The sequence below is a fragment of the Enterobacter sp. BIDMC 27 genome, from assembly GCF_000534415.1.
Taxonomy (GTDB): domain Bacteria; phylum Pseudomonadota; class Gammaproteobacteria; order Enterobacterales; family Enterobacteriaceae; genus Enterobacter; species Enterobacter hormaechei_C.
On record NZ_KI973178.1, the window covers coordinates 116214 to 142138 of the forward strand.

The following is a 25925-nucleotide window of genomic DNA, read 5'->3' on the forward strand; positions in this document are numbered from 1 at the left end:
GCAGTGCAATTGACGACACCCCATCCCCGGCTCGTTATCCCTTATCCCGTGCGGCGCGCGATGGCATGATTAAATATTGTGCAACTTTGATTTCACCTGGCGTTTATCCCGATTTTTGTTAAGGCATCTGAGGTGGCGTAATCCCTGCAATACTTAACTCAGTATCATGTGATACGCGATCCCCGGGAGCATATTTTGAACAGGTTACCTTCCAGCGCCTCGGCTCTTGCCTGTACCGCGCACGCACTGAATCTCATTGAGAAGCGAACGCTTGATCATGAGGAGATGAAACAACTTAACCGTGAGGTCATTGATTACTTTAAGGAGCATGTGAATCCAGGTTTTCTGGAGTATCGCAAATCTGTTACCGCCGGCGGGGATTACGGAGCCGTAGAGTGGCAAGCGGGCAGTCTGAATACGCTTGTCGACACCCAGGGACAGGAGTTTATCGATTGCCTGGGTGGTTTTGGTATTTTCAACGTGGGGCACCGTAATCCAGTTGTGGTTTCCGCCGTACAGAATCAACTTGCGAAACAACCTCTCCATAGCCAGGAACTGCTCGATCCGCTTCGCGCCATGCTCGCGAAAACGCTGGCAGCCTTAACGCCCGGTAAGCTGAAATACAGCTTCTTCAGCAACAGCGGCACCGAATCGGTCGAAGCGGCGATTAAACTCGCCAAAGCGTACCAGTCGCCGCGCGGGAAATTTACCTTTATCGCCACCAGCGGCGCGTTCCACGGGAAATCCCTGGGCGCTCTGTCGGCGACCGCTAAATCTACCTTCCGCAAGCCGTTTATGCCGCTGCTGCCGGGCTTCCGCCACGTGCCGTTTGGCGACATCAACGCCATGCGCATCGTGCTGAGTGAATGCCGTAAAACCGGCGACGACGTGGCGGCGGTGATCCTGGAGCCGATTCAGGGTGAAGGCGGCGTGATCCTCCCGCCGCAGGGCTATCTGCCCGCCGTGCGTCAGCTGTGCGATGAGTTTGGCGCGCTGCTGATCTTCGACGAAGTGCAGACCGGGATGGGGCGCACCGGCAAGATGTTCGCCTGCGAGCACGAGAACGTTCAGCCGGACATTCTGTGCCTGGCGAAAGCGCTCGGTGGCGGCGTGATGCCGATTGGCGCAACGGTCGCCACTGAGGAGGTCTTCTCGGTGCTGTTCGATAACCCGTTCTTACATACCACCACCTTTGGCGGTAACCCGCTGGCCTGTGCGGCGGCGCTGGCCACCATCAACGTGCTGCTGGAGCAAAACCTGCCCGCGCAAGCGGAGCAGAAAGGCGACATGCTGCTGGACGGCTTCCGTCAGTTGGGCCGGGAATATCCGGATCTGGTACAGGATGCGCGCGGGAAAGGGATGCTGATGGCGATTGAGTTCGTTGATAACGAAACCGGTTATAGCTTCGCAAGCGAGATGTTCCGCCAGCGGGTACTGGTGGCGGGAACGCTTAACAACTCGAAAACCATCCGCATTGAGCCACCGTTGACGCTTACCATTGAGCAGTGTGAGCAGGTGCTGAAGGCGGCGCGTAAGGCGCTGGCGGCATTACGTATTGCCGTAACATCCGCCTGAACATTTATTTTTCCTGCCCTTTTAGCAGTATCAGGGCGATATGCAAAGAAATCCCTGGGATAGCCAGGGATTTCTTTATGCAGTCAGACTGAGGAATAATGTGCATAAGTGCAAACACGGTTCATCATATAAATTTAAAATATTTCTTTATGTAATATCAGATTGTAAAAGCAGCCGGATAATAACACCACCGCATTCCCAACGCATGTCCGAATAATGACAACCGTAACGTCTTGCATTATTAACAAAACCACGATGACATTCATCGCAGACATTAATAAAACCGACCAGCGAATAGAAATGCGGTTCTGACGGCGTGCAATATCATTCAAACAAATAAATTATGAGTTAATTTTATATTTAGTAAAACTAATAAAACATCAACCCATTATCACATTGATATAATATTATTTAATCCGTAGAATCCCCTCATTCATCAGCGCAGTGGCGGATGATATAAAACCAGTAACAACGCCCTGGGTAAAAATAATATATTAATCTAAAAACATATCCTATACCACTGCCTCGAAAAAAGATTCACATGTCATTGTGAATATATTATTTCAATTGACAGCATGATGTTTATCTAAAAAGGATTTGTATGAAAAAGCAAGTTATAGCAATGGCTGTTGCCGGCGCGCTGGCTGGTGGCATGGCAATTAATGCGCAGGCCGATACCGTTACCGTTTCCGGCGGGACCGTCAACTTTGTCGGCCAGGTGGTAAACGCCGCCTGTTCCGTCGCGGCTGACTCCGTAGACCAGACCGTTACCCTGAGCCAGGTGCGTACCGTCAAGCTGACAACGGTCGGCATGCAGGCCAACCAGAAAGAAGATTTTAAAATCGTTCTGGAAGATTGCGACGCCACCGTTAGCCAGAATGCCGCCGTGATCTTTAACGGCCAGCAGGACCCTGCTGTAGAAGGCAGCCTGGCGAACACCGCTGGCGCAGGCTCGGCCAAAAACGTTGCGCTGCAACTGTTCGGGCCGGACGGCCAGGCGCTGAACATTGGCGATACCTCCTCCAACGTTAAGCTGATCAACGGCGAAAACATCATCCCGCTGAGCGTGGATTACGTGGCCACAGGCGCGGCCGAGCCGGGCAACGTCTCCTCCGTCGCAACGTTCCAGATGGTTTATTCCTGATTCGTTAGCCGATCTCGCTTCTTCGCCTGCGGGCGGAGAAGCGTTGTCCGGCAAGCGTTAGAGAGTTCGCAATGCAGCAATCCATAAATCGGGCGCTGCTGATAGCCGGCACTGCGCTTTTTGCCGTATTGCCAGCCGCGGCAAAGGACGATGGAAGCGTGACCTTTCAGGGTCAGGTCGTCAATGCGGCCTGTTCCGTCAGCATGGATTCCCAGGATCAAATCGTGCATATGGGACAGGTACGCAATAGCCAGTTCATCGCCGCCGGTGACTGGGCCAAACCGGTACCCTTCTTCATCACGCTGGAAGCATGCGACACCAGCGTAAGCCAGCGCGCCGGGGTGCTGTTTAGCGGCGAGTCTGACGGCAACGATCCCCAGGTTTTTCGCGCGGGCTATGGGCCTGGCGCCGCCACCGGGATTGGTATCGGTCTATTCGATGCGATGGGGAACCTGGTAAAGCCAGACACCGCGCCCCCCTGGTACAGACCTTTGCAGGACGGTGAAAACCGGCTGAGCTATATCGCCAGGTATCGCGCCACCGAAGATAGCGTCAACGCTGGTACCGCGAACGCGCAGGTCTGGTTCATCGTTTTTTACCAATAACTGACTCACAGGCAAGAAGCCTGACACATGAGAAACTGAGGGAACAATGCGTATCATTACATCACGCTGTAAACTGACTCGTCTGATAGCTGGCGCGCTAACGGCTCTGTTCGCGATGGGGATGGCCGGTTCTGCCAGCGCAGGCGGTATCGCGCTCGGGGGAACCCGGGTGATTTATCCCCAGGGTGATAAGCAGGCTTCATTAGCCATTATTAACTCTTCAACGAATACCACTTTTTTAATTCAGAGCTGGGTGTCCAACGCCGAAGGGGCAAAATCAGCGGATTTTGTCATTACGCCGCCGCTGTTCGTTATCCATCCTAAAAAAGAGAATACCCTGCGTATTATGTACGTGGGCCCCGATCTGCCTGTCGATCGTGAAAGCGTTTTTTATCTGAACAGCAAAGCCATTCCTTCCGTCGAGAAAAATAAGCTTTCCGGTAATACGCTACAAATTGCCACCCAGAGCGTTATTAAACTTTTTATCCGGCCGAAAAAATTGCCGTCGCTCTCTATTGATGCGCCCAAAACATTAACCTGCTCAGTCACCAATGGAAAAGTCACTATTACCAATCCATCGCCTTATTACGTTTCGTTGGTTCAGTTTTTCGTCGGCAGCACGCAACTGGCAAATAACATGGTAGCGCCCAAAAATAACCTGGTGGTGGAGATCCCCGGTGGCGGCACTGGCAGCGTGAGGTTTCAGACCGTTAATGACTTTGGTGCCAACACGCCCGTTCAGTCATGCGCGAAATAAGTCGTATACGGCGTTACGTATGACGTTTTGTCATTAAAAGCCTCGCAGGTAAGGGAAGACATGAAGCGTGTTCAGCCACGAAGATTTTACGCGCTCGTCAGAGCGTCGCTAACGCCGCTGGCGTTGACGATTGCGGGACTCCTTTCGTCCATCACCGTGCGCGCGGAGTATTTTTTTAACCCGGCATTTTTGTCGAGCGATCCTTCCGCCGTGGCGGATCTCTCCCGTTTTTCAACAAATGGCCAGGCGCCGGGCGTCTATCGCGTGGATCTCTGGCTGAATGGAACATTTGTCACCACCCGCGATATCAACTTTATCGCCAGAACCGTAACGGACGGAGCCGTACAGGGCGACGACACGGGGCTAATGGCCTGCCTGACGCCCAAAGCGTATGAAAACCTGGGCGTCAACGTTCAGGCATTCCCGGCGCTGGCCGCCGCGAAAGCCGACAGCTGCGTGGACATTGCCGCCATTATTCCGGCCGCTGCCACTCTCTTTAATTTCGAACAGCAGCGTCTGGAAATCAGCATTCCGCAGGCCGCATTACGCAACAACGCGCGCGGCTATATCCCGCCAGAGCAGTGGGATGAAGGTATTAACGCTCTGCTGCTGAACTATAACTTTAGCGGCTCATACAGCCGCGATCGCAGCGAAAACGGCACAACCCACAAAAGCTATTTCCTCGGCCTGAACAGCGGGGTGAATCTTGGTGCGTGGCGTCTGCGGGACTACTCGACGTGGAACTACTATAACAGCGACGAGAACCGCCATAGCGAATGGGAACATATCAACACCTATCTTGAGCGGACGGTGATTCCGCTAAAGGGCAGACTGACGGTGGGCGATAGCTATACCTCGTCGGAAATTTTCGACAGCCTTCCCTTTCGCGGCGCGCAGATCGCCTCGGACGACAACATGCTGCCAGACAGCATGAAAGGCTTTGCGCCCACCATTCGCGGGATTGCCAAAAGCAACGCGCAGGTCACCATCAAGCAGAACGGCTATAGTCTTTACCAGAGCTACGTTCCGCCCGGCGCCTTCGCCATTAACGATCTCTTCCCAACCTCCTCCAGCGGCGACCTCACGGTGGAAGTGAAGGAGACGGACGGCAGTATCTCCCGCTATTCCGTTCCTTACTCCGCCGTACCGCTCCTCCAGCGCGAAGGGCGGGTGAAGTATGCCCTGACGGCGGCACAGTACCGCAGCAATAACGGTCAGCAGGACGAGGTGAATTTTGCCCAGGGCACGCTGATTTGGGGGCTACCGCAGGGCGTAACCGTCTATGGCGGCTCACAGCTTTCCGGCGATTATCACGCGCTGGCTCTTGGCGCTGGCCTCAATATGGGCAACTTTGGCGCCGTCTCTCTCGACGTTACCCACGCGCGCAGTACGCTGGCCGACGACACCAGCCATACGGGGCAGTCTCTTCGTTTCCTGTATGCCAAATCCCTCAACAAGATGGGTACGAACTTCCAGCTGCTGGGCTACCGCTACTCCACGTCCGGGTTCTATAACCTGGATGAGACAACCTACACACATATGCAGGGCTATACGGGCGATGCGGAGCAGGATGACGCGAATGAGGCCACGAACTGGCTGGACTACTACAACCTCAACTGGACTAAACGCGGCAAGCTTCAATTCAATATTTCGCAGCAGCTAGGCAGGCTCGGCTCGCTGTTCGTGACCGGAAGCCAGCAGAGCTACTGGCACACGGACGACAAAAACACGCTCGTCCAGGTGGGATACAGCGGTACCTGGGCCGGGATCTCATACAGCCTGACCTACAACTACAACAAATCGCCGGGCATGTCGGATAGCGATGAGATTTATGCGATTAACCTTTCCTTCCCGCTTAGCCAGTGGCTTTCACCTGCCAATGACGTCAGCCAGAAGCGGAACTACGCCTATGCCACCTACGGCATGAGCGCCAATAAACATGGAGAAACATCTCAGAACGCGGGGATTAACGGCACGCTGCTGGCGGAGAACAACCTTAACTACAGCGTGCAGGAAGGTTATGCCCGCCAGGGGGCTGGCTCGCAAGGTTCCGCCAGTCTGGAATACGATGCCGCCTACGGCAACGCCAGCCTGGGCTACAACTACAGCGATAACGGCGATTATCGGGAAGTAACCTACGGCCTGAGCGGAGGCGTGGTAGCCCACCGCAACGGCATCACCTTAAGCCAGCCACTGGGTGATACCAACGTGCTGATTGCCGTACCGGGCGCAGCGGACGTCAGCGTCGAGAATGAACCCGGTATCCATACCGACGGACGCGGCTATGCGGTGGTGCCTTACGCCTCGGCCTACCATCTGAACAGGATGGCGCTGGACATTAACTCCCTCTCAGACGCCATGGATATCGATGATGCCGTCACCAGCGTGGTGCCGACCCACGGCGCCATCGTGCGCGCCACGTTTAACGCCCGTCTGGGCGCACGCGCGCTGGTAACGCTGCGCTACCACGGCAAGCCGGTGCCGTTTGGCGCCATGGTTTCCCGCGACGATAACGGCAGCGACACCATCGTAGGCGAAGAAGGCGAAACCTACCTCTCCGGCCTGAGCCAAAAGGGAGTGTTGAAGGCGCAATGGGGAGAAGGGGCGGATAAGCGCTGTACGGCCAACTACCACTTACCTGAAAGCAAACAGCCGCTGCTGCGGATCACCATGGAGTGTTCATAAATGAAATTAAGGATGATGCTTCTCTCTGCCGCTGGGCTACTTTTTTCGCTGAGCAGCCTGGCCGCAACGTGCAAAAACGCTAACGGCGGAATTTCCATGGTGAATTACGATCTGACCACCACGCTCACCACGGATCAAAACATCAAGGGCAACGGTACAGAGCTGAACCGAACCCAGGATATCCACGTCAACGCCACCTGTCCCCCAGGCAACTGGGAGAAGCGCACCTATCGTACCTATATCTCACCTTTCCCCGTGGTCAAAACGGAAGGCGAGTGGAAATATTTACAGCTTGATCCGGATTATATTATCGGTGCGATGAAAATCCATGATGCCACCATCGGCGATTTTTATCCGCCGGTGGAGTATGTCCACATGGGGGGGCACGAAGAGGTGGATACGGGCGGCGTCTTCCCGGTGAACGACAGCAATCTGACCTTCAAAATACAGATTGTCAGGCCGTTCATCGGCTCGGTCGTGATCCCGCCGAAACTGATGTTTAACGTCTATGTCACCACGACGGAAAATGACCGGCCCACCGTAATCGTTTATCAGATCACCTACAGCGGCGTAATAACCGTCCCGCAAAACTGCGTGATTAACGCCGGGCAAACCGTCACCGTCGATTTTGGGGCACTCTACCACGGCGATTTCACCCAGGCCGGACAGCGACCCGACAGCGTAGCGCCAAAAACCTTTACCGTGCCGATCGAATGCAACGCTGATGTCAACTCACCGGCGCAGCTCACCCTGCGGGTACAGGGGACGGCAGACGCTCGTTTCGCCAACGCGCTGGCGACGGATAACCCGGACGTGGCCGTCGTCGTGACCAGCCCGCAGGGCGAGATCCTGCGGCCAAACGTGTTCTCAAGCAGCGTCCCCTTTACCACGGATATGTCAGGACGCGCGGACGTGACGCTGCAAGCCTACCCCATCAGCACCACCGGGCAGTCGCCAGAGCTGGGCGTCTTCAGGGCGCTGGCGCTGTTACGCATTGATTTCGCCTGAGGAAGCGTAATGACCATTTCATGGAAAAACACCGTATGGCTGAGCGTGGCCCTGTTAAACCCGCCGCTGGTGAAGGCTGACGACACAAGCTTTAACGTGCAGTTTATCGGCACCATCGTTGGGGAATCCTGTAACGTCGATACTAACAGCGCAGAGCAAACGATCGACCTGGGTGAATTTACGACAGAGGAATTTCCGCGCGTGGGCGCCACGACACCGGAAAAGCAGTTTGCCATCACGCTCAAAAACTGCACCCGCGCAATCGGCGGCACGACCGTCTGGTTTACCGGCGACGCGGACGCCAACGATCCCACGCTGCTTGCCCTCTCAGATACGGGAAAAGGGACGCAGCACATGATGGCGACCGGACTGGCAGTCGAGCTGCTCGACAGCGCGCGGGCGTCTGTCCCGATCAATAATACCGAGTCGCCGCTATATCCCCTGCTGCCGGGCGATAACACGCTGACCTTCTTCCTGCGCTATAAATCTACGCTGCCGACGGTCACCACCGGCAACGCCACCGCCGTGATGTATTTCGATCTGCTTTACCAGTAAGGAGACAGAATGACGATCCTGAACAGGTTATTTATCTGTTGCGCGCTGCTGTTGTCAGGCAAGACGCTCGCCCATGACGGCACGGTCTATATTACCGGCGTGGTGAAAGGCAAAACCTGTATTGTCTCCCCCGGCTCGGAACAGCTGGTAGTGGAGATGCATGATGTGGCGGCCCGCCAGCTGGCCGGGCAAAAAAACGAAACGCCCTATGAGCCGTTCACTATTAACCTTGAAGCCTGCGGCGCCGGGTTATCCGCCGTCAGCACCCATTTTGAAGGCACGCCGGACGGTAACAATAGCGATCTGCTGGCCCTGACCGGCGGGCCGGACTATGCAACCGGCGTGGCTATCGGCCTCTATAATCCTGATAAATCGCTGATCGCCATGGGGGATGAAAGCCTGCCGTTCGCGCTAAGCAATGACCAGACCACCCTGGCGCTGCATTTTTACGCCCGCTACCTCGCCGTGACGAACGCCGTTACGCCGGGGGTGGCTAACGCTGCCGCCACCTTTGTGCTGACCTATGCGTGAGGCCAGCCTGCTGAAAAAAGCGGGGATAGCCCTGCTGACCGCCGCGTCTTTCTGGCTCTTGCCTGCTCAGGCCGGGGTGGTGATTGGCGGCACGCGGTTTGTTTATCCTCAGGATCAGCGCGCTATCAGCGTCACCGTGCGCAATAAGTCCTCGCTGCCGTATCTGATTGGCACAAAAATTTATCGCGGCGGCCGATGGCCGGGGGCGCAGCAGCCCCCCGAAGCGGCCACCGCGTGGTTTACCGCGACGCCGCCACTTTTTGCACTCCAGCCCGGACGTGAGAATAAGATCCGTCTGTTTCGCGCCGATGCGCCGCTTCCTGCCGATCGCGAAACGCTTTTCACGCTAAGCATTGCCTCCATTCCGGCCAGCCAGCGTCACAGCGATAACGTTCAGATGGCGGTACGTTCCAGCATGAAGTTTATCTATCGCCCGGAGGGGATTCAGGGCGAACCGGCGCTGGCCTATCGTCAGCTACGCTGGCAGCTGACCGCCGACGGGCTGACGGTTGAAAACCCGTCGCCTTATTACGTTACGCTGTATCAGCTTTCCGTTAACGGAACGCGGGTGGATAACGCCGGCGTTGTCGCCCCTCTGAGCCAGCGACGAACGGACTGGTGTAAAGGGACTGTCAGGTGCCAGCTCACCTGGCAGTCGCTGAGCGACGAGGGGCGGATATTGCCCTCGATCGCCCGCACGGTGAAATAATTGCTCGCGGGGGTATCCTGGCAGCGGACCGACACTAGCGGTGAAACTCCGCTACCGTCATGGTAAAGCGCAGCACTTTTTCTCCCTCATTGGCATAGCCGTGCGCCGCTTCCGTTTTCGCTACCGCCGACGCGCCAGCATTAACCTGTACCACCGTCTCGTCCACCGTCAGGGTTAATATGCCTTCGTTCACGTGCAGCAGCTCAAACGTTCCCGCCGGATGTCCCGGAGAGGTGAAAGTCTCTCCAGGATGCATCTCCCACTGCCACAGCTCAATCATGTCCGGTCCTGCGGTGCCTGCCAGCAATCTGGCATAACCGCCCTGTGCGCCCTGCCACAGAACCGGGATCGCCTCTTCCTGAATAATGTGTACCTGCGGCTCGCTGGAGACGTTAACGATGTCTGCCACCGAGACGCCAAGCGCGGCGGCCAGTTTGCACAGAATGGCAATGCTGGGGTTGGCAGCCCCTTTTTCGATCTCCACCAGCATGCCTTTGCTGACGCTGGCGCGGCGGGAAAGCTCGTCCAGCGACAGCTTTTTCTCTTTCCGCCAGCTGCGGATACGGTTCGCCACGGCCAGGCTTACCTGGGCAACATCGGCGCCCGCATCGGTCATTATATTGACTTTATCAGTCATTGGTCACTACCATGGTATAAAACAGTCAATACAGGATTATTTATGTCTCTTCTAACACCGTCAATAGATTCGCGACTTGTCGGGATCGCGCCCGGCTTTCGGGCGCTGAGCATTCTGGTTGAAGCTGCCCCGATTACCCAACCGGAGGTTGCGCCCGCCGTGCTGGCGCAGGCCTGCCAGCAGATGCTCAATGATGATGTGCCCTGGGCAGAAAATCATCTCGCCGCCTGGGATGAGGTGTTTAAAGCCTTTGGTGCAAAACCCAAACGTACGCCCTGCTCGGCCTCGGCCCTGCGCAAGCGCGTGATGAGAGACGGTTCGCTGCCGCCGCTCGACCCGGTGGTGGATATCTATAATGCCATCAGTATCCGTTACGCTATTCCGGTAGGGGGAGAAAATCTGGCGGCTTACTCGGGAGCGCCGCGCCTGACGCTGGCCGACGGCAGCGAGCCGTTTGATACCTTTAAAGAAGGTGAGCCGGTTGTAGAAAATCCGGAGCCAGGCGAAGTTATCTGGCGTGACGATCTCGGCGTCACCTGCCGCCGCTGGAACTGGCGACAGGGGGTACGCACGCGTCTGGACAGCCAGGCGCAATCCATGTGGTTTATTCTCGAAAGCCTGCCGTCGATGCCGCTGGCGGCATTACAGGAAGCTGGCGATGAGCTGGTGAGCAATCTGCAAAAGCTGATGCCGGGCGCGACGGCGCGTATTCAGTTGCTGGAGCTGGCGTGAACAACGCCGGGTGGCGCTTCGCTTACCCGGCCTACAAATACTGCATATGTAGGCCCGGTAAGCGCAGCGCCACCGGGCAAAGCCGCTACTCCGGCAACAACCCCACAAAACAGCGTTTTTTGCGCGGCTCTGACATCAGCTCTTCAAGCTTATCCACGCACGCCAGATAGTGTGGCGTTTGCTTATGCGCCAGCACCGCCGCTTCGTCTTTATAGGCTTCGTAGATAAAGAAGCGGGTTTTCACCCGCGGGTCCTGCAAGACATCAAAGCGCAGGTTTCCCGGCTCCTTGATGGCCCCCTCGTGGTTGGCGCGAAATACCTCCAGAAACTCGTCCACCCGCTCGGGTTTAATATTAATCTCCACCAGCGTCACGTTCATTTTGCTTCTCCCTGTTTCTCTTCCTGCCAGAGCTGGAACGCCTCCCGGGCGCTCATGTTCTCGTGAACGACTTTCTTCACCGCCTTCAGCATGGCGAGTGGCGCGCTGGACTGGAAGATGTTGCGCCCCATGTCCACGCCGGATGCGCCCTGGTCAATCGCCCGCCAGCACATCTCCAGCGCCTCGTGCTCTGGCAGTTTTTTGCCCCCGGCGATGACGATCGGCACCGGGCAGCTGGCGGTCACTTTTTCAAAGCCCTCGTCCACGTAGTAGGTTTTGACGAACTGCGCTCCCATTTCGGCGGCGATGCGGCTGGCAAGCGAGAAATAGCGCGCGTCACGCGCCATCTCTTTCCCCACGCCCGTCACCGCCAGCGTCGGCATGCCGTAGCGCGCCCCCGCATCCACCAGCTTGATGATGTTGTTGATCGACTGATGCTCAAACGGGCTTCCGATATACACCTGCGCCGCCACCGCGCAGACGTTCAGGCGCAGCGCGTCTTCCATCGCCACCGCCACGCACTCGTTGGACAGCTCGCCCAGAATCGAGTTACCGCCGGAGGCGCGCAGCACCACCGGTTTGTTCGTGGCGGCTGGCACCTGGCTCCTGAGGATGCCGCGGGTGCACATCAGCACGTCGGTTTCACCAAACAGCGGCGCGATGGAGAGATCGATACGCTCAAGGCCGGTGGTCGGCCCCTGAAAGTAGCCGTGGTCAAAGGCCAGCATCACCGTGCGGTTGCTCTGTGGGTTGAAGATGCGCGAAAGCCTCGACTGCATGCCCCAGTCCAGCGAGCCGCAGCCCTTCAGGGTGTACGGCACATTCTGCTGCGGCGTGCCGATGCCAAAATCCTTGCCGTCTTTGATGTCATCTAAATCAGCCATTTGCTCCCCCGTCAGAAATCGTATTTGTTGATGTTCTCTTTGGTGAACACCACCCGCTCCGGCAGCAGCACGATGCCGTTGCCCTTCGCCTCATACTGGTAGCCCTGCACGCTGTTCGGCTCGACCTTCAGCGTCCCGATATCTTTCACGTCGACGCTGTCGCCAGGGTTAAGATCGCCTTTTTTCAGTAAACGATCGGCGACATTGACCGCAATTTTGCCTTGTTGCACCACATCCCACAGGCCGAAGGCTTTCACCGTGCCGCGCTCAACGTACGGGCGCATCACGTTCGGCGTGCTGAAGCCGACAATCGCCACCCCTTCCCGTTTCAGGTTTTCCGCCGCCTGTGCCGCGGCTGGCAGGGCGTTGGCGTCCGGGGCGATGATCGCATCCAGATCCGGATAGGCTTTTAAGATCCCTTCGGCGGTTTGCAGAGATTTGGTGGCGTCGTTATAGCCAAACTGGGTGGTGACGACCTGCCACTGAGGATGATCTTTCTCGATTTTTGCCTTCGCCTCTTTCACCCACTGGTTCTGGTCGGTGACTGTCGGGCTGGAGTAGAAGAACGCCACTTTCGCGTTCGGTTTGGTGACCTGCTTGCCTGCCATCTCCACCAGCAGGCCGCCGAGCTGTTCCGGCGTGCCCTGGTTGATATAGATGCTGCGGCATTCCGGTTTGGTGTCGGAGTCCCAGGTCAGGACCTTCACGCCACGCTGCATCGCGCGCTTCAGCGCCGGGCAGAGACCGTCCGGCGACACGGCAGAGACGATGATGGCGTTATAACCCTGGTTGACGAAGTTATTGATGAGCTGCACCTGGCCGGAGACGCTCGGCTCGGTCGGGCCGTCGTAGGTCACGTCCACGCCAAGATCTTTCCCCGCCTCTTTCGCGCCGTTGCCGCCGCTGGTGAAGAATCCCACGCCTACCAGTTTCGGGATAAAGGCAATGCGGTCCGCCGCCTGCGCCGAAGCGAAGCTGAGGGCCATTGCCAGGACGAATAGTTTTGTTTTCATCTTACGCTCCGGATAGTTTTCTGAAGAGAGAACGCACCCATTCGCGGTGCAGACTCAGCGAACGTCCCATCACCACCACAACCAGCAGCGCCCCTGACAGCGCGCTCGACACCTGGTTGGGGATGCCGACCATCTGTAAACCCTGTTGCAGGTACCCCACCAGCAGCGCCGCCAGCGCCGTACCGACAACCGAACCTGACCCGCCGTAGATATTTGCCCCGCCGAGTACGGCGGCGGTGAGTGCAGGCATCAGTAAATCGCGCCCCAGATCCGAGCGCGCGGAACCGAAATAGGAAACCATCACCAGCGCGGCAACCGCCGAGGCTACCCCCACCAGGCCGTACAGCGCGTACGGCATGCCGTTCACCGACAGCGCCGCATAGCGCGCCGCGCGCGGATTCTGGCCGATTAAAAACAGATGCCGACCAAAGCGCCCGCGGTGGGTAATCAGCCAGAAGAAAGCGGTAATCACCGCGAACAGCACCAGCGGGATCGGCAGGCCCACCACCGTGAGGTTAGCGAAGGTGGTAAAGCTGTCCGGGAAGCCGCCGATCCCCTCGTAGCCCGTCGCCCCCGCCATGCCGGAGAGCAGCAGCGCCCCGCCGCCGTAGAGGTAGAGCGTGCCGAGGGTAATGACCAACGGGCTGATGCCGGTGTAGTGGATCAGCGCCGCATTCACCAGCCCGCACAGCAGGCCGAGCAGCAGCGTCAGAGGGATGGCAACCGCCATCGGCCACCCTGCCTGCATCATCACCCCCAGCGCGATGGCGCACAGGCCGATGGTTGAGCCGAGGGAAATATCGATCCCGCCGCTGATAATCACAAGCGTAAGCGGCAGCGCCACAATGCCAATGCAGATGAAGTCGCTGGTGCTGAACAGCAGCATGTTGATGTCGAGCATGCGCGGGTTGATGGCGCCAAAGAGCAGGATCTCCAGCACCAGTAAAATCAGCAGCGCGCTTTCCCAGTTAAGCCTCATTTACGCCACCTCTTTTTTGCGTTCTGGAAACGGGGTGACGTGCTTTCCCCCTTTGTTACCCGGCTGGAAACGGCTGTATTTCAGCGCCCGCTGATGCCGTGAGAGCGCCTGACGCAGCCGCCCGTCGAGCACCAGCACACCCAGCAGCACCAGCCCGGCGATAAAGTCGTTCCACCAGGCCGGGAGCCTGAACAGCACCAGCACGGTATCGATTTGGGTGAGGAAGAACGCGCCGAGGAAGGCGCCGACCAGCGTGCCGGTGCCGCCCAGCAGCGAGATGCCACCGAGCACGCAGGCGGCGATGGCCTTCATCTCCAGCCCGCTGCCGGTCTGGTTCGGCACGAAGCCAATCTGTGAGGCAAACACAATCCCGGCGCAGGCCGCCAGCATGCCGTTGAGGGTAAAGGCGATCATGCGGGTGCGGTTCACCGCCACGCCCAGCTGGCGCGCGGCGGCGAGGTTATCCCCCACGGCGTAAAAATCACGTCCAAAGGCGGTGCGCGACAGCGTCCACGCGCCGATGGCCGCGATAATCAACACCAGCATGCCGAGCGGCGAAATGCCGACGGCGGCGGGCTCAGAGAGAGATTTCAGCCCCGGCGGCAGCCCTTCTATCCACTTCCCGCCGGTCCACAGCAGCATCGCCCCACGATACAGCCCCAGCGTGCCGAGGGTGGCGACAATCGCCGGAATGCGCAGGCCCACCACCAGAAAACCGTTGAACGCCCCCGCCAGCGCGCCAATCGACAGCGCGAAGAGAAAGGAAACGGGCAGGCTGTAGCCGCTGTTCAGCGCCACGCCGACGGCAATAGCGGAAAGCCCGACGGTGGAGCCGACGGAGACGTCAATATTGCGGGTCAGCATCACCAGCGCCGCGCCGATGGCCAGCAGGATCAGGATCTGCGAGCTGGCGAATATCATCCCCAGCGTCTGTAAGCTCAGGTAGGACGGGTTCAGCGCCACCAGCACGGCGAACAGCGCCAGAATGGCGAGAAACGCGCTCAGCTCGCGGTTTTTCAGTAAGATCTTCATGATTGCCCTCCAAACGCCAGCGCCATCATCCGGTCGAGGCTGACGGCCTGGCGCGGCAGCTCGCCGCTGAGTACGCCCTGGTGCATTACCAGCACCCGATCCGCGAGGCCGGGAAACTCATCGAGATCGCTTGAGATCATCAGCACCGCCACGTTCTGCGCCGCCACGCTTTTCAGCAGCTGATAAATATCAGCGCGCGCCGATACGTCCACGCCGCGCGTCGGTTCATCGACGATCAGCAGCAGCGGATTGGCCTCAAGACAGCGCGCCAGCAGCACCTTCTGCTGATTACCACCGGAGAGCGTGCGCACGGTTTGATCCGCATGGTTGAGCTTGATCCCCAGCGCCCGGTGATAGCGTTCCACTACCGCAGACTCCCGCTTTCGCTGCTGCCAGAGCGACGGCTCGTTCAGCGCCACGGTGTTCCAGCGGATCGGCGCGTCGAGAAACAGGCCGGACACCTGCCTGTCTTCCGGCAGATAGACCAGCCCTTTTTGCAGGCGTGAACTGACCGGATCGGCGGTGATCTCCTGGCTCTCCAGCCACACCCGCCCGCCGCGAACCGGACGCAGGCCGTAGAGCGTTTCGGCAAACTCGGTGCGCCCGGACCCCACCAGCCCGGCCAGACCGACAATCTCCCCGGCGTAAATCTCAAGGCTGAGATCGATAAAGCCCTCCCCGGTGAGCGCTTCCACGCGCAGCACGGGAAAATCCTGCGCCTGGGTGCGGCGGTTGCCCGGCAGCGCCAGCCACAGCTTTTGCGTATCGCTCAGGGATGCTTCCCGGCTTACAGGCGTCATGGCGGCGATCAGGGCGTTATCGTCAAAATGCGCAGTTTCGCCGCTGAGCACCACCGCGCCGTCGCGCATCACTGAGACGTGACTCGCCAGCTGTCGAATCTCCGGCAGCTTATGCGAGATAAAAACAATCCCGACGCCAAGATCCTGCAAGGCGCGGATCTGGCGAAACAGCCGTTCGGTTTCACCGGGCGTCAGCGAGGCCGTGGGTTCATCAAGGATCAGAATTCTGGCGTTGCGCATCAGCCCGCGCAGGATCTCCACCATCTGCTGGTCCGCCACCTCGAGGGTGCTGGCGGTAGCGTCGAGGTTAAGCTGGCATTGCAGCTGCCGGAGTTTTTCCGCCAGGCGTTTTTCCCGATCGCGCTCTCGCGGCAGACGAAACAGGATGTTTTCCCGCACCGTCAGGTTGGGAAATAGCAGCGGCTCCTGCGGCACCAGATAAATGCCTAACCTGTGCGCCTGCGCCGGGGTAAGCCGTGCAAAAGACTCACCCGCCACCGAAAGTTCACCGCTATCCGGGGTTTCTACCCCGGCGATGATCTTCATCAGCGTCGATTTTCCCGCGCCGTTACCGCCCATCAGCGCATGCACCTGCCCCGCAAGCAGCGTGAAATCAATGCCTTTTAAGACCGGTACGCCTGAAAACTGCTTGCTGATATCACGCGCGTCGAGAAGTGGTGTCATCATCGCTCCGCTATTGAACAAATGATTTTTAGATTTAATAATGTTCAAAAGCGTAGACGGTGAACTATATTTACAACCGTGCAGGGATCACAGTTTTATCGATTGAGATTCAGATAAAGCGGAAACGATCGAAAAGATCCGTTTTGTCGCGTGGCTCACATTTTCACGTCGCACCATCACGAACATATGATCTAAATTTTTATAAGAGTTCAATTATGAGCGATAAACGCACTGCGGAAGAAGGACGGTTTGCCGGGCTGGCACTGGCGGAAGAGGAGCTGGTGGCGCGCGTGGCCTGGTGCTACTACCACGACGGGCTGACCCAGAACGACATCGGCGAACGGCTCGGGCTGCCGCGCCTGAAGATCTCCCGCCTGCTGGAGAAAGGCCGTCAGTCCGGGGTGATCCGCGTGCAGATCAACTCCCGCTACGAGGGCTGCCTGGCGCTGGAAACCGAGCTGCAACAACGATTTGGCCTGAAGCTGGTGCGCGTGATGCCCGCCCTGAATACGCCGCCGATGAACGTGCGGCTGGGCATTGGCGCGGCACAGTCGCTGATGGGCGTACTGCAACCCGGCCAGCTGTTAGCGGTGGGCTTCGGTGAAACCACCATGAGCAGTCTGCAACACTTAAGCGGCTTTATCAGCTCGCAGCAGATCCGCCTGGTGACGCTCTCCGGCGGCGTCGGGCCGTATATGACCGGTATCGGCCAGCTGGATGCAGCCTGTAGCGTCAGCATGATCCCCGCCCCGCTTCGCGTGTCATCCGCTGAAGTCGCCGGGATCTTAAAGCGCGAAACCAGCGTGCGGGACGTGATCCTCGCCGCCACCGCGGCTGACGTGGCGGTGGTCGGGATTGGCTCGGTAAACCAGCGCCGTGACGCGACGATACTGCGCTCCGGCTATATCAGCGAAGGTGAACAGCTGATGTACGCCCGTAAAGGCGCGGTGGGCGATATCCTTGGCTATTTCCTTAATGCCGAAGGGGAATGCGTTGAGGAGCTGGAGATCCACAAAGAATTACTGGGCGTCACGCTCGATGAACTGGCGCAGCTGCCCACCATCGTAGGCGTGGCCGGAGGGGAAGAGAAAGCCGATGCGATTTATGCCGCACTGAAAGGTCGCCGTATTAATGGCCTGGTGACGGAAGAGACGACAGCCCGCGCGGTGCTGGCTCTGGCCGGATAAGAGCAGCCCTGCGCCTGACACGAGGCAAGCTCATGAGTTACCTTTTAGCGTTAGATGCAGGGACAGGCAGCGTTCGCGCCGTGATTTTTGATTTACAGGGCAACCAGATTGCCGTTGGCCAGGCCGAGTGGAAGCACCTGAGCGTGGAGAACGTGCCGGGCTCGATGGAGTTCGACCTCGACACCAACTGGCGGCTGGCCTGCCGGTGTATTCATCAGGCGCTGGAGCGCGCACGCCTGAGCGCGGCGGATATTCAGTCCGTCGCCTGCTGCTCGATGCGCGAAGGGATTGTGCTGTACGACCGCAACGGCGAGGCTATCTGGGCCTGCGCCAACGTCGACGCCCGCGCCAGCCGCGAGGTGGCTGAACTCAAAGAGATCCACGACTACCGGTTTGAATCCGAAGTGTATGATGTTTCCGGCCAGACGCTTGCCCTCAGCGCCATGCCGCGCCTGCTGTGGCTGGCGCACCATCGTCCGGATATTTATCGTAAAGCCGCCACCATCACCATGATCAGCGACTGGCTGGCGGCGAAGCTCTCCGGTGAGCTGGCGGTCGATCCGTCCAATGCGGGCACCACCGGCATGCTGGATCTCTTCTCCCGCGACTGGCGTCCGGCGCTGCTCGACATGGCCGGGCTGCGCGCCGATATCCTCTCCCCGGTGAAAGAGACCGGCACCGTGCTGGGCGCTGTCACCAAAGAGGCCGCGCAGCAGAGCGGCCTGCGCGAAGGCACACCGGTGGTGATGGGCGGCGGCGACGTGCAGCTGGGCTGTCTGGGGCTGGGCGTGGTGCGCGCCGGACAAACGGCGGTTCTCGGCGGCACCTTCTGGCAGCAGGTGGTGAATCTGCCGCAGGTGCGCACCGACCCTGAGATGAACATCCGCGTAAACCCGCACGTCATCCCCGGCATGGCGCAGGCGGAGTCGATCAGCTTCTTTACCGGGCTAACCATGCGCTGGTTCCGCGACGCCTTCTGCGCCGAAGAGAAGCTGATTGCCGAACGAATGGGAATGGACACCTACTCCCTGCTCGAAGAGATGGCGAGCCGCGTCCCGGCGGGCTCCCACGGCGTGATGCCGATCTTCTCCGACGCGATGCATTTTAAGCAGTGGTATCACGCAGCGCCGTCGTTTATTAACCTCTCCATCGACCCGGAAAAGTGCAACAAAGCGACGCTGTTCCGCGCGCTGGAAGAGAACGCGGCCATCGTCTCGGCCTGCAACCTGGCGCAGATTTCGCGCTTCTCCGGCGTGACGTTTGAGAGCCTGGTGTTTGCGGGCGGCGGGGCCAAAGGCGCCCTGTGGAGCCAGATTTTAAGCGACGTTACCGGGCTGCCGGTGCGCGTGCCGGAAGTGAAGGAAGCGACGGCGCTGGGTTGCGCGATTGCGGCAGGTGCTGGCGCGGGGTTGTTTGCGGATATGGCCTCGACGGGCGAGCGGCTGGTGAAGTGGAGCCGCGAGTTCACGCCGAACTCGCAGCACCGCGAGCTGTACGACGGCATGATGCAGAAATGGCAGGCGGTCTACGCCGACCAGCTTGGGCTGGTGGACAGCGGGCTGACCACGTCGATGTGGCAGGCGCCGGGGCTGGTGCGGGCATCCCCCTCACCCCGGCCCTCTCCCTAAGGGAGAGGGAGATTAAGTCCCCTCTCCCTGTGGGAGAGGGTTAGGGTGAGGGCATCAGGCCACACCAATATTTGAATCCCATCACATTCACTGCATTCCCCTTTTCCCTTTTACTCCCCGCTGGCTAAATTAGTAACTCATCCGACCACATAACAATAATTTTACACTGGAAGAGACTATGAGCCGCTACCCGTCGTTATTCGCCCCTCTCGATCTGGGGTTCACCACCCTCAAAAACCGCGTGCTGATGGGCTCGATGCACACCGGGCTGGAGGAGCGTCCGGACGGGGCTGAACGTCTGGCAGCCTTCTATGTCGAGCGCGCGCGCCACGGGGTGGCGCTGATTGTCACCGGCGGCATAGCCCCTGCCCCTTCCGGCGTGACGATGGAGGGCGGCGCAGTGTTGAACGATGCGTCACAGCTGCCGCATCACCGCATTGTGACCGACGCGGTCCACCGCGAGGGCGGCAAAATCGCCCTGCAAATTCTGCATACCGGACGCTACAGCTATCAGCCGAACCTGGTTGCCCCCTCGGCTATTCAGGCGCCGATTAACCGCTTTACTCCCCATGCCCTCAGCCACGACGAGATCCTGGCCCTGATTGACGACTTCGCCCGCTGCGCGGCGCTGGCGCGGGAAGCGGGCTACGACGGGGTGGAGGTGATGGGCTCCGAAGGCTACCTGATTAACGAATTCCTCGCCGCCCGCACCAACCAGCGCGACGACGAATGGGGCGGTGATTATGCCCGCCGGATGCGCTTTGCCGTGGAAGTGGTGCGTGCGGTGCGTGAACGTGCGGGTGCGGATTTTATTATCATCTTCCGCCTGTCGATGCTTGACCTGGTGGAGGGCGGCGGCACGTTCGACGAAACCGTGCAGCTGGCGCAGGCGATTGAAGCCGCTGGCGCCACCATCATCAACACCGGGATTGGCTGGCACGAAGCGCGCATCCCGACCATCGCTACGCCAGTGCCGCGCGCGGCGTTCAGCTGGGTAACGCGCAAGCTGAAAGGCAAAGTCTCCGTTCCACTGGTCACCACCAACCGCATTAACGATCCGCAGGTGGCGGAGGATGTGATCTCACGCGGCGATGCCGATATGGTATCGATGGCGCGCCCGTTCCTCGCGGATGCCGAACTGCTCTCCAAAGCGCAAAGCGGCCGTGCGGACGAGATTAATACCTGCATCGGCTGCAACCAGGCGTGTCTGGATCAGATCTTCGTCGGCAAGGTCACCTCCTGCCTCGTTAACCCCCGCGCCTGCCATGAAACCAAAATGCCGATCGTTCCTGCGGTCAACAAGAAGCGTCTGGCCGTGGTGGGTGCAGGGCCGGCGGGCCTGGCGTTTGCAGTCAATGCCGCCTCGCGCGGGCACAGCGTGACGCTGTTTGATGCGCTGGCGGAAATCGGCGGGCAGTTTACTATCGCCAGACAGATCCCCGGCAAAGAGGAGTTCTACGAAACGCTGCGCTATTACCGCCGGATGATCGAGGTGACGGGCGTCGATCTGCGGCTTAAACAGTTTGTCAGCGCGGCGGATCTGATCGGTTTCGACGAGGTGATCCTCGCGAGTGGGATCGCCCCGCGCACGCCAGCGATCGAAGGCATCGATCATCCGAAGGTATTGAGCTATCTGGATGTATTAAGGGACAAAGCGCCGGTTGGCGAGAAGGTGGCGATCATCGGCTGCGGCGGGATCGGTTTTGATACCGCGATGTATTTAAGCCAGCCGGGCGAAGCCACCAGCCAGAACATCGCTGAGTTCTGCGTGGAATGGGGCATTGATACCAGCCTCAGTCAGTCCGGTGGTTTACGCCCGGAAGGTCCGCAGCTGCCGAAAAGCCCGCGTCAGATCGTGATGCTCCAGCGTAAAGCCAGCAAGCCGGGTGAAGGGCTGGGGAAAACCACGGGCTGGATCCACCGCGCCACCCTGCTCTCGCGCGGGGTGAAGATGATCCCGGGGGTGAGCTACCAGAAGATCGACGACGACGGGCTGCACGTGCTGATCGGCGGCGAACCGCAACTGCTGCGCGTGGATCATGTGATTTTGTGCGCCGGGCAGGAGCCGAAGCGGGATCTGGCGGATCCGCTGCGTGAGGCGGGGAAAACGGTGCATTTGATCGGCGGGTGCGATGTAGCGATGGAGCTGGATGCGCGGCGGGCAATTGCGCAGGGGACGAAGTTAGCTCTGGCGATCTAGGGCATTGCCGGGCGGCGCTTCTGTATGACCGGATACATAGGTGACAGATCAGACCGGGAACATAGGTAACACTTTTCAGTCTATCCGGAGCACACTCTGGGTTTTTCGGTCGTAGTACGCAAGCGTTATTCCGTTAAAGATGATGGCCTCAAGGCCATCATCCTGTTCTTCCAGCATGATGTACTCATCAGTCAGCGCTTCACTCAGGAACACCGTCCCCTTTTTCCCCATATAGAGTGTCCCCCTTGATTTCACCCTGTAGACCGTACCTCCTTCCGGATAAGCATATTCAGGAACCCTGCCATCCCAGTGTCGGCCTGAGGGCTGCCATACCGTTCCGGGCGTTGCACCCGCCAGGGCTTCATGCGGCCTTTCGTAGTTAAACTCTTCCCGGTAGTCACTGAACCACCGCTGTTGTTCTTCCATCGTCATAAAGGTGTTGCCCTGTTTTACTGCACTTTTCAGCGAACGGTGCATTCTCTCATGACGGCCGTTTTCTTCCGGATGCCCCTTTCTGATACGTTCCGGTCTGATGCCCAGCTTTATCAGCCAGACTGCAAGGCGACTTAACCCGGCGATACCTGTTCCTGCGAAAGGCTGTCCATTATCCGTTCTCAGGACTTCCGGCAGACCGTACTCCAGGAACGCATCCGTCAGGCACTGCCTGACGAAGGGCTCGCTCTCCCGGTCCGTTCCCCGGCAGCTCAGAAGATACCGGCTGTGATTGTCGGTCAGGGTGAAGGGATGACAGTATTTCCGGCTCAGCAGCCTGAACTTGCCTTTAAAATCAGCGCTCCAGACCTGATTGTTCTCACTGATGATGGTCAGGGGCTGGCGATTGCCCGGGGTTCTGCGTTTTCGCTTTTTATCCGGAACCAGGCCTTCACGCTTGAGGGTATCGCCGATAGTGCTGGCAGCGGGGACGGTAAAATCGACGTGATGATTGAGCAGCCACATCCGCAGTTTTTTGGGGCCCCAGTCAGGGTGTTTCTGCCTCAGGGCCGTAAGCTGCCCGGCGATATCATCAGGAACTGTACGGGAGTGGGAGTGCGGAGCACGCGACCGGTCAGAGAGAGATGACAGGTCAGAGGGGTCAAAACGCTGAAGCCATTTGTAACCGGTTTTTCGGCTGATGCCGAAGAGACGGCAGAGGGCTGAAAAAGAATCCGTACCTGCATGGCAGGCACGGATAAAATCAAGGCGTTGCATAGGTCGGGTCTCAGTCCAGGGCATAGCGAGTCTCCTCTTCTATGCCAGTTATAACTGTTACCCATGTATCCGGTCTAAAGTGTTACCCATGTTTCCGGTTCATACCCTTCGCTTGCCCGGCCTACGGGCTCGAGGCCATTGTAGGCCCGGTAAGCGAAGCGCCACCGGGCATCAGGCCGCACATACCCAATCTTACCGACGACGCCCCAGCTTCACCGATTTCAGCACCACGAATTTGTTATTGGTGGCAATGGTGACGCAGTTGCCGAAAATCTTCTTCAGCTTGTGGAAGTAGTCCAGGTGGCGGTTGGCCACGATATACAGCTGGCCGTTGATTTTCAGGCAGCGGCGCGCGTGGTGGAACATCTCCCACGCGACGTTATCCGTCAGGGCGTGCTTCTGGTGGAACGGCGGGTTACAGAATACCGCGTTGAAGCGGAAAGGCTCTACGCCCGACAGCGCGTTATTGATCATAAACTCGCAGCGATCCAGTGCCTCCGGCAGGTTGGTTTCCACGTTCAGACGGCTGGACGCCACCGCCATTGGCGATTCGTCGCTGAACACCACGCTGGCCTCCGGGTTCTTCGCCAGCAGCGTCAGGCCAATCACGCCGTTACCGCAGCCGAGATCAACGATTTCCCCTTCCAGGTTTTCCGGCAGGTGTTCCATAAAGAAGCGTGCGCCGATATCCAGACCGGTGCGGGAGAAAACGTTCGCGTGGTTGTGGATGGTCCAGTCGGTACCTTCCAGTTTCCAGCTCAGCGTCTCCGGCGCGTCGGCCAGCGCCGGTGCGCTGAAGGTACAGTTGATCAGGCGCGCTTTTTTCCAGGCAAGCGTCGTGGTGGTCGGGCCGAGCACTTTCTCGAACAATTCCAGCGTCGAGGTGTGAATATCGCGCGCTTTGGCACCCGCGATAATACGCGTATCCGGCGTCACGACCTTACGCAGCGCGCGAAGCTGCTGCTCCAGCAGCGCCATGGTTTTGGGCACTTTAATCAGCACCACGCCCGGCGCCTGCGGGTAGTCCGCGGTGCTGTCGAGGAACTTCACGCTGGATTCTTCGATATCGTTGTGACGCAGGTTTTCACGCGTCGCCAGCTCGCTTAAGTAAGAATCGCCGATACTGTAAGGCGCATGTTCCGCCAGCGCGCAGGCCAGCGCGCCAAACGCGTCATTCAGGATCAGAACCGGGCCGCTGATTTCAGTCCCATCCAACTGTTGCAGCAGATATTCATCCGCCGCTTCCCACGCCTGAAGCGGGTTAACGTCGTCCGTTTCCGGGAAACGTTTAAGGTTGAGTGAACGGAAACCGTTGTCTAAGTGGCTCATCGGCCCTCCTGAATGGTAAAATTTGGCGTATCCCTGAAAAGGGTGCGTGAGTATACCCGTTTTCACACTATTTTGGGGTTTTGATGAACCAGCTGACTTATCTCCAGGGCTATCCGGAGCATTTACTTTCCCAGGTTCGTGACCTGATTGCCGCGGGAAAGCTCGGTGCGGTGCTGGAGAAACGCTACCCGGGCACGCATGATTTCGCGACTGACAAAGCCCTCTGGCAGTATACGCAGGATCTGAAAAACCAGTATCTTAAGAGCGCTCCGCCGATCAACAAGGTGATGTACGACAATAAGATCCACGTGCTGAAAAACGCGCTCGGCCTGCATACCGCCATCTCCCGCGTACAGGGCGGCAAGCTGAAGGCCAAAGCGGAGATCCGCGTCGCGACCGTCTTTCGCAATGCGCCGGAAGCCTTTCTGCGGATGATCGTGGTGCACGAGCTGGCGCACCTGAAAGAGAAAGAGCACGACAAAGCGTTCTACTCCCTGTGCTGCCATATGGAGCCGCAGTACCACCAGCTGGAGTTTGATACCCGTTTGTGGCTGACGCATTTATCGTTAAAGAGTAATGCGCAGTAGCGCACGCGAAATGTCATGATGACGTGCTACAGTGGCTTTAGGTTCCCTGCTACGGAGTACGTAAACGTTTATGATACGTTTCGCAGTCATCGGTACGAACTGGATCACGCGCCAGTTCGTCGACGCCGCCCACGAAACCGGCAAATATAAGCTCACCGCAGTCTATTCCCGCAGCCTTGAGCAGGCGCAGAGTTTTGCGAATGACTACCTGGTTGAACATCTGTTCACCTCGCTCGATGAGATGGCGCAAAGCGACGCCATTGACGCGGTCTATATCGCCAGCCCGAATTCTCTGCACTTCCCGCAAACGAAGCTGTTCCTCAGCCACAAAAAGCATGTGATCTGCGAGAAGCCGCTCGCCTCGAATATTGAGGAAGTGGAAGCCGCCATTGCGCTTGCCCGCGAAAACCAGGTGGTACTGTTTGAAGCGTTCAAAACCGCCAGCCTGCCGAACTTCCTGCTGTTGCAGCAATCGCTGCCGAAAATTGGCAAAGTGCGTAAAGCCTTTATCAACTACTGCCAGTATTCCTCGCGCTACCAGCGCTACCTGGACGGCGAAAACCCGAACACCTTTAACCCGGCCTTCTCGAATGGCTCGATTATGGATATCGGTTTTTACTGCCTGGCCTCTGCGGTCGCCCTGTGGGGTGAACCGCACGGCGTAACCGCCACCGCCAGCCTGCTGGAAAGCGGCGTGGATGCACACGGCGTTGTGGTGCTGGACTACGGTGATTTTAGCGTGACGTTGCAGCACTCGAAGGTCAGTGACTCCGTACTGCCAAGCGAAATTCAGGGCGAAGACGGCTCGCTGGTGATCGAAAAAATCTCCGAATGCCAGAAGCTAAGCATCGTTCCCCGCGGCGGCAAAGCGCAGGAGCTGACGCAGCCTCAGCATATTAACACTATGCTCTATGAGGCAGAGGTCTTCGCCCGTCTGGTAGAAGACAACGAAGTGAACCACCCGGGGCTGGCGATCAGCCGCACCACGGCGAAGCTGCAAACGGAGATCCGCCGACAGACTGGCGTGATCTTCCCCGCAGACGGCGTGAATGTGGAAGCCGTCGCGTAAAACTGTG

The 25925-nt window shown here is 58.5% G+C and carries 24 protein-coding genes; 15 read left to right on the forward strand and 9 right to left on the reverse strand.

The genetic code is table 11. The annotated features are described in order from the left end of the window. The first annotated feature begins 195 nt into the window (after positions 1-195). The 9 genes from ygjG (at position 196) to L463_RS21855 (ending at position 9569) form a co-directional block, all read left to right on the forward strand. The gene (gene ygjG, locus L463_RS21895; RefSeq protein ID WP_020480128.1) at positions 196-1575 is read left to right on the forward strand and encodes a putrescine aminotransferase; all 1380 of its coding nucleotides are present in this window, start codon (positions 196-198) and stop codon (positions 1573-1575) included. A gap of 601 nt (positions 1576-2176) precedes the next feature. Further along, a complete protein-coding gene (locus tag L463_RS21890) occupies positions 2177-2719 on the forward strand; it encodes a fimbrial protein BcfA (RefSeq protein WP_017382405.1) in 543 nt (180 codons plus the stop codon). A gap of 71 nt (positions 2720-2790) precedes the next feature. Continuing rightward, on the forward strand, positions 2791-3324 hold the full coding sequence (locus L463_RS21885; RefSeq protein WP_017382406.1) for a fimbrial protein: 534 nt from the start codon (positions 2791-2793) through the stop codon (positions 3322-3324). A 46-nt stretch (positions 3325-3370) separates the two neighbouring features. Then, positions 3371-4081 carry a fimbria/pilus periplasmic chaperone gene (locus L463_RS21880; RefSeq protein ID WP_023295470.1) on the forward strand — a complete coding sequence of 237 codons (711 nt, stop codon included), beginning with the start codon at positions 3371-3373 and terminating at the stop codon, positions 4079-4081. Between the two features lie 60 nt (positions 4082-4141). Next, complete coding sequence (locus L463_RS21875; protein WP_023295471.1) at positions 4142-6766, forward strand: fimbrial biogenesis usher protein; 2625 nt, start codon at positions 4142-4144, stop codon at positions 6764-6766. After that, the gene (locus tag L463_RS21870) at positions 6767-7774 is read left to right on the forward strand and encodes a fimbrial protein (protein WP_023295472.1); all 1008 of its coding nucleotides are present in this window, start codon (positions 6767-6769) and stop codon (positions 7772-7774) included. Between the two features lie 9 nt (positions 7775-7783). After that, positions 7784-8329: a fimbrial protein gene (locus L463_RS21865; protein WP_015571924.1), complete on the forward strand. Its 546-nt coding sequence runs from the start codon at positions 7784-7786 to the stop codon at positions 8327-8329. 9 nt (positions 8330-8338) lie between these two features. Continuing rightward, entirely contained in the window at positions 8339-8860 is a 522-nt protein-coding gene (locus L463_RS21860; protein ID WP_017692635.1) for a fimbrial protein, read from the forward strand. Continuing rightward, complete coding sequence (locus tag L463_RS21855) at positions 8853-9569, forward strand: fimbria/pilus periplasmic chaperone (RefSeq protein ID WP_017692634.1); 717 nt, start codon at positions 8853-8855, stop codon at positions 9567-9569. Before L463_RS21860 ends, L463_RS21855 begins: the two co-directional genes overlap by 8 nt. 34 nt (positions 9570-9603) lie before the next feature. Here the strand turns inward: L463_RS21855 and L463_RS21850 are convergent, their stop codons facing one another. Next, entirely contained in the window at positions 9604-10206 is a 603-nt protein-coding gene (locus L463_RS21850; RefSeq protein ID WP_017692633.1) for a helix-turn-helix domain-containing protein, read from the reverse strand. 42 nt (positions 10207-10248) lie between these two features. Here L463_RS21850 and L463_RS21845 point away from each other — a divergent pair, with 42 nt between their 5' ends. Beyond that, positions 10249-10938 (forward strand): B3/B4 domain-containing protein, encoded by a 690-nt coding sequence (locus tag L463_RS21845; protein WP_032103359.1) that lies wholly within the window; start codon positions 10249-10251, stop codon positions 10936-10938. Between the two features lie 85 nt (positions 10939-11023). Here the strand turns inward: L463_RS21845 and lsrG are convergent, their stop codons facing one another. From lsrG to lsrA, 6 genes are read right to left on the reverse strand one after another with little or no spacing between them, the layout of a single operon-like run. Next, positions 11024-11317, reverse strand: a complete 294-nt coding sequence (lsrG, locus tag L463_RS21840) for a (4S)-4-hydroxy-5-phosphonooxypentane-2,3-dione isomerase (RefSeq protein WP_023295476.1) — start codon at positions 11315-11317, stop codon at positions 11024-11026. Continuing rightward, positions 11314-12201, reverse strand: a complete 888-nt coding sequence (gene lsrF / locus L463_RS21835) for a 3-hydroxy-5-phosphonooxypentane-2,4-dione thiolase (RefSeq protein WP_032103360.1) — start codon at positions 12199-12201, stop codon at positions 11314-11316. Before lsrF ends, lsrG begins: the two co-directional genes overlap by 4 nt. Before the next feature lie 11 nt (positions 12202-12212). Beyond that, the gene (gene lsrB, locus L463_RS21830) at positions 12213-13214 is read right to left on the reverse strand and encodes an autoinducer 2 ABC transporter substrate-binding protein LsrB (protein WP_017382416.1); all 1002 of its coding nucleotides are present in this window, start codon (positions 13212-13214) and stop codon (positions 12213-12215) included. 1 nt (position 13215) lies between these two features. Continuing rightward, on the reverse strand, positions 13216-14193 hold the full coding sequence (lsrD, locus tag L463_RS21825; protein ID WP_032103364.1) for an autoinducer 2 ABC transporter permease LsrD: 978 nt from the start codon (positions 14191-14193) through the stop codon (positions 13216-13218). Next, entirely contained in the window at positions 14194-15225 is a 1032-nt protein-coding gene (lsrC, locus tag L463_RS21820) for an autoinducer 2 ABC transporter permease LsrC (protein WP_032103365.1), read from the reverse strand. Continuing rightward, complete coding sequence (lsrA, locus tag L463_RS21815; protein ID WP_032655185.1) at positions 15222-16709, reverse strand: autoinducer 2 ABC transporter ATP-binding protein LsrA; 1488 nt, start codon at positions 16707-16709, stop codon at positions 15222-15224. Before lsrA ends, lsrC begins: the two co-directional genes overlap by 4 nt. A 215-nt stretch (positions 16710-16924) precedes the next feature. Between lsrA and lsrR the strand changes: the two genes are divergently transcribed. From lsrR to L463_RS21800, 3 genes are all read left to right on the forward strand, one after another. Then, complete coding sequence (gene lsrR / locus L463_RS21810) at positions 16925-17896, forward strand: transcriptional regulator LsrR (RefSeq protein WP_015571933.1); 972 nt, start codon at positions 16925-16927, stop codon at positions 17894-17896. 32 nt (positions 17897-17928) lie between these two features. After that, positions 17929-19524 (forward strand): autoinducer-2 kinase, encoded by a 1596-nt coding sequence (lsrK, locus tag L463_RS21805; RefSeq protein WP_032104938.1) that lies wholly within the window; start codon positions 17929-17931, stop codon positions 19522-19524. Positions 19525-19702: 178 nt separating this feature from the next. Continuing rightward, the gene (locus tag L463_RS21800; protein ID WP_032104941.1) at positions 19703-21724 is read left to right on the forward strand and encodes an NADPH-dependent 2,4-dienoyl-CoA reductase; all 2022 of its coding nucleotides are present in this window, start codon (positions 19703-19705) and stop codon (positions 21722-21724) included. Positions 21725-21799: 75 nt separating this feature from the next. On the opposite strand, the gene L463_RS21795 is transcribed toward L463_RS21800, so the two are convergent. Beyond that, positions 21800-22957, reverse strand: a complete 1158-nt coding sequence (locus tag L463_RS21795) for a DDE-type integrase/transposase/recombinase (protein WP_032673059.1) — start codon at positions 22955-22957, stop codon at positions 21800-21802. 168 nt (positions 22958-23125) lie between these two features. Next, complete coding sequence (rlmG, locus tag L463_RS21790; RefSeq protein WP_032104140.1) at positions 23126-24262, reverse strand: 23S rRNA (guanine(1835)-N(2))-methyltransferase RlmG; 1137 nt, start codon at positions 24260-24262, stop codon at positions 23126-23128. 83 nt (positions 24263-24345) lie between these two features. On the opposite strand from rlmG, the gene L463_RS21785 reads away from it, so the two are divergent. Next, positions 24346-24849, forward strand: a complete 504-nt coding sequence (locus L463_RS21785; protein ID WP_003862622.1) for a YgjP-like metallopeptidase domain-containing protein — start codon at positions 24346-24348, stop codon at positions 24847-24849. Between the two features lie 70 nt (positions 24850-24919). Next, entirely contained in the window at positions 24920-25918 is a 999-nt protein-coding gene (locus L463_RS21780) for a Gfo/Idh/MocA family protein (RefSeq protein ID WP_003862623.1), read from the forward strand. Positions 25919-25925 lie beyond the last annotated feature (7 nt).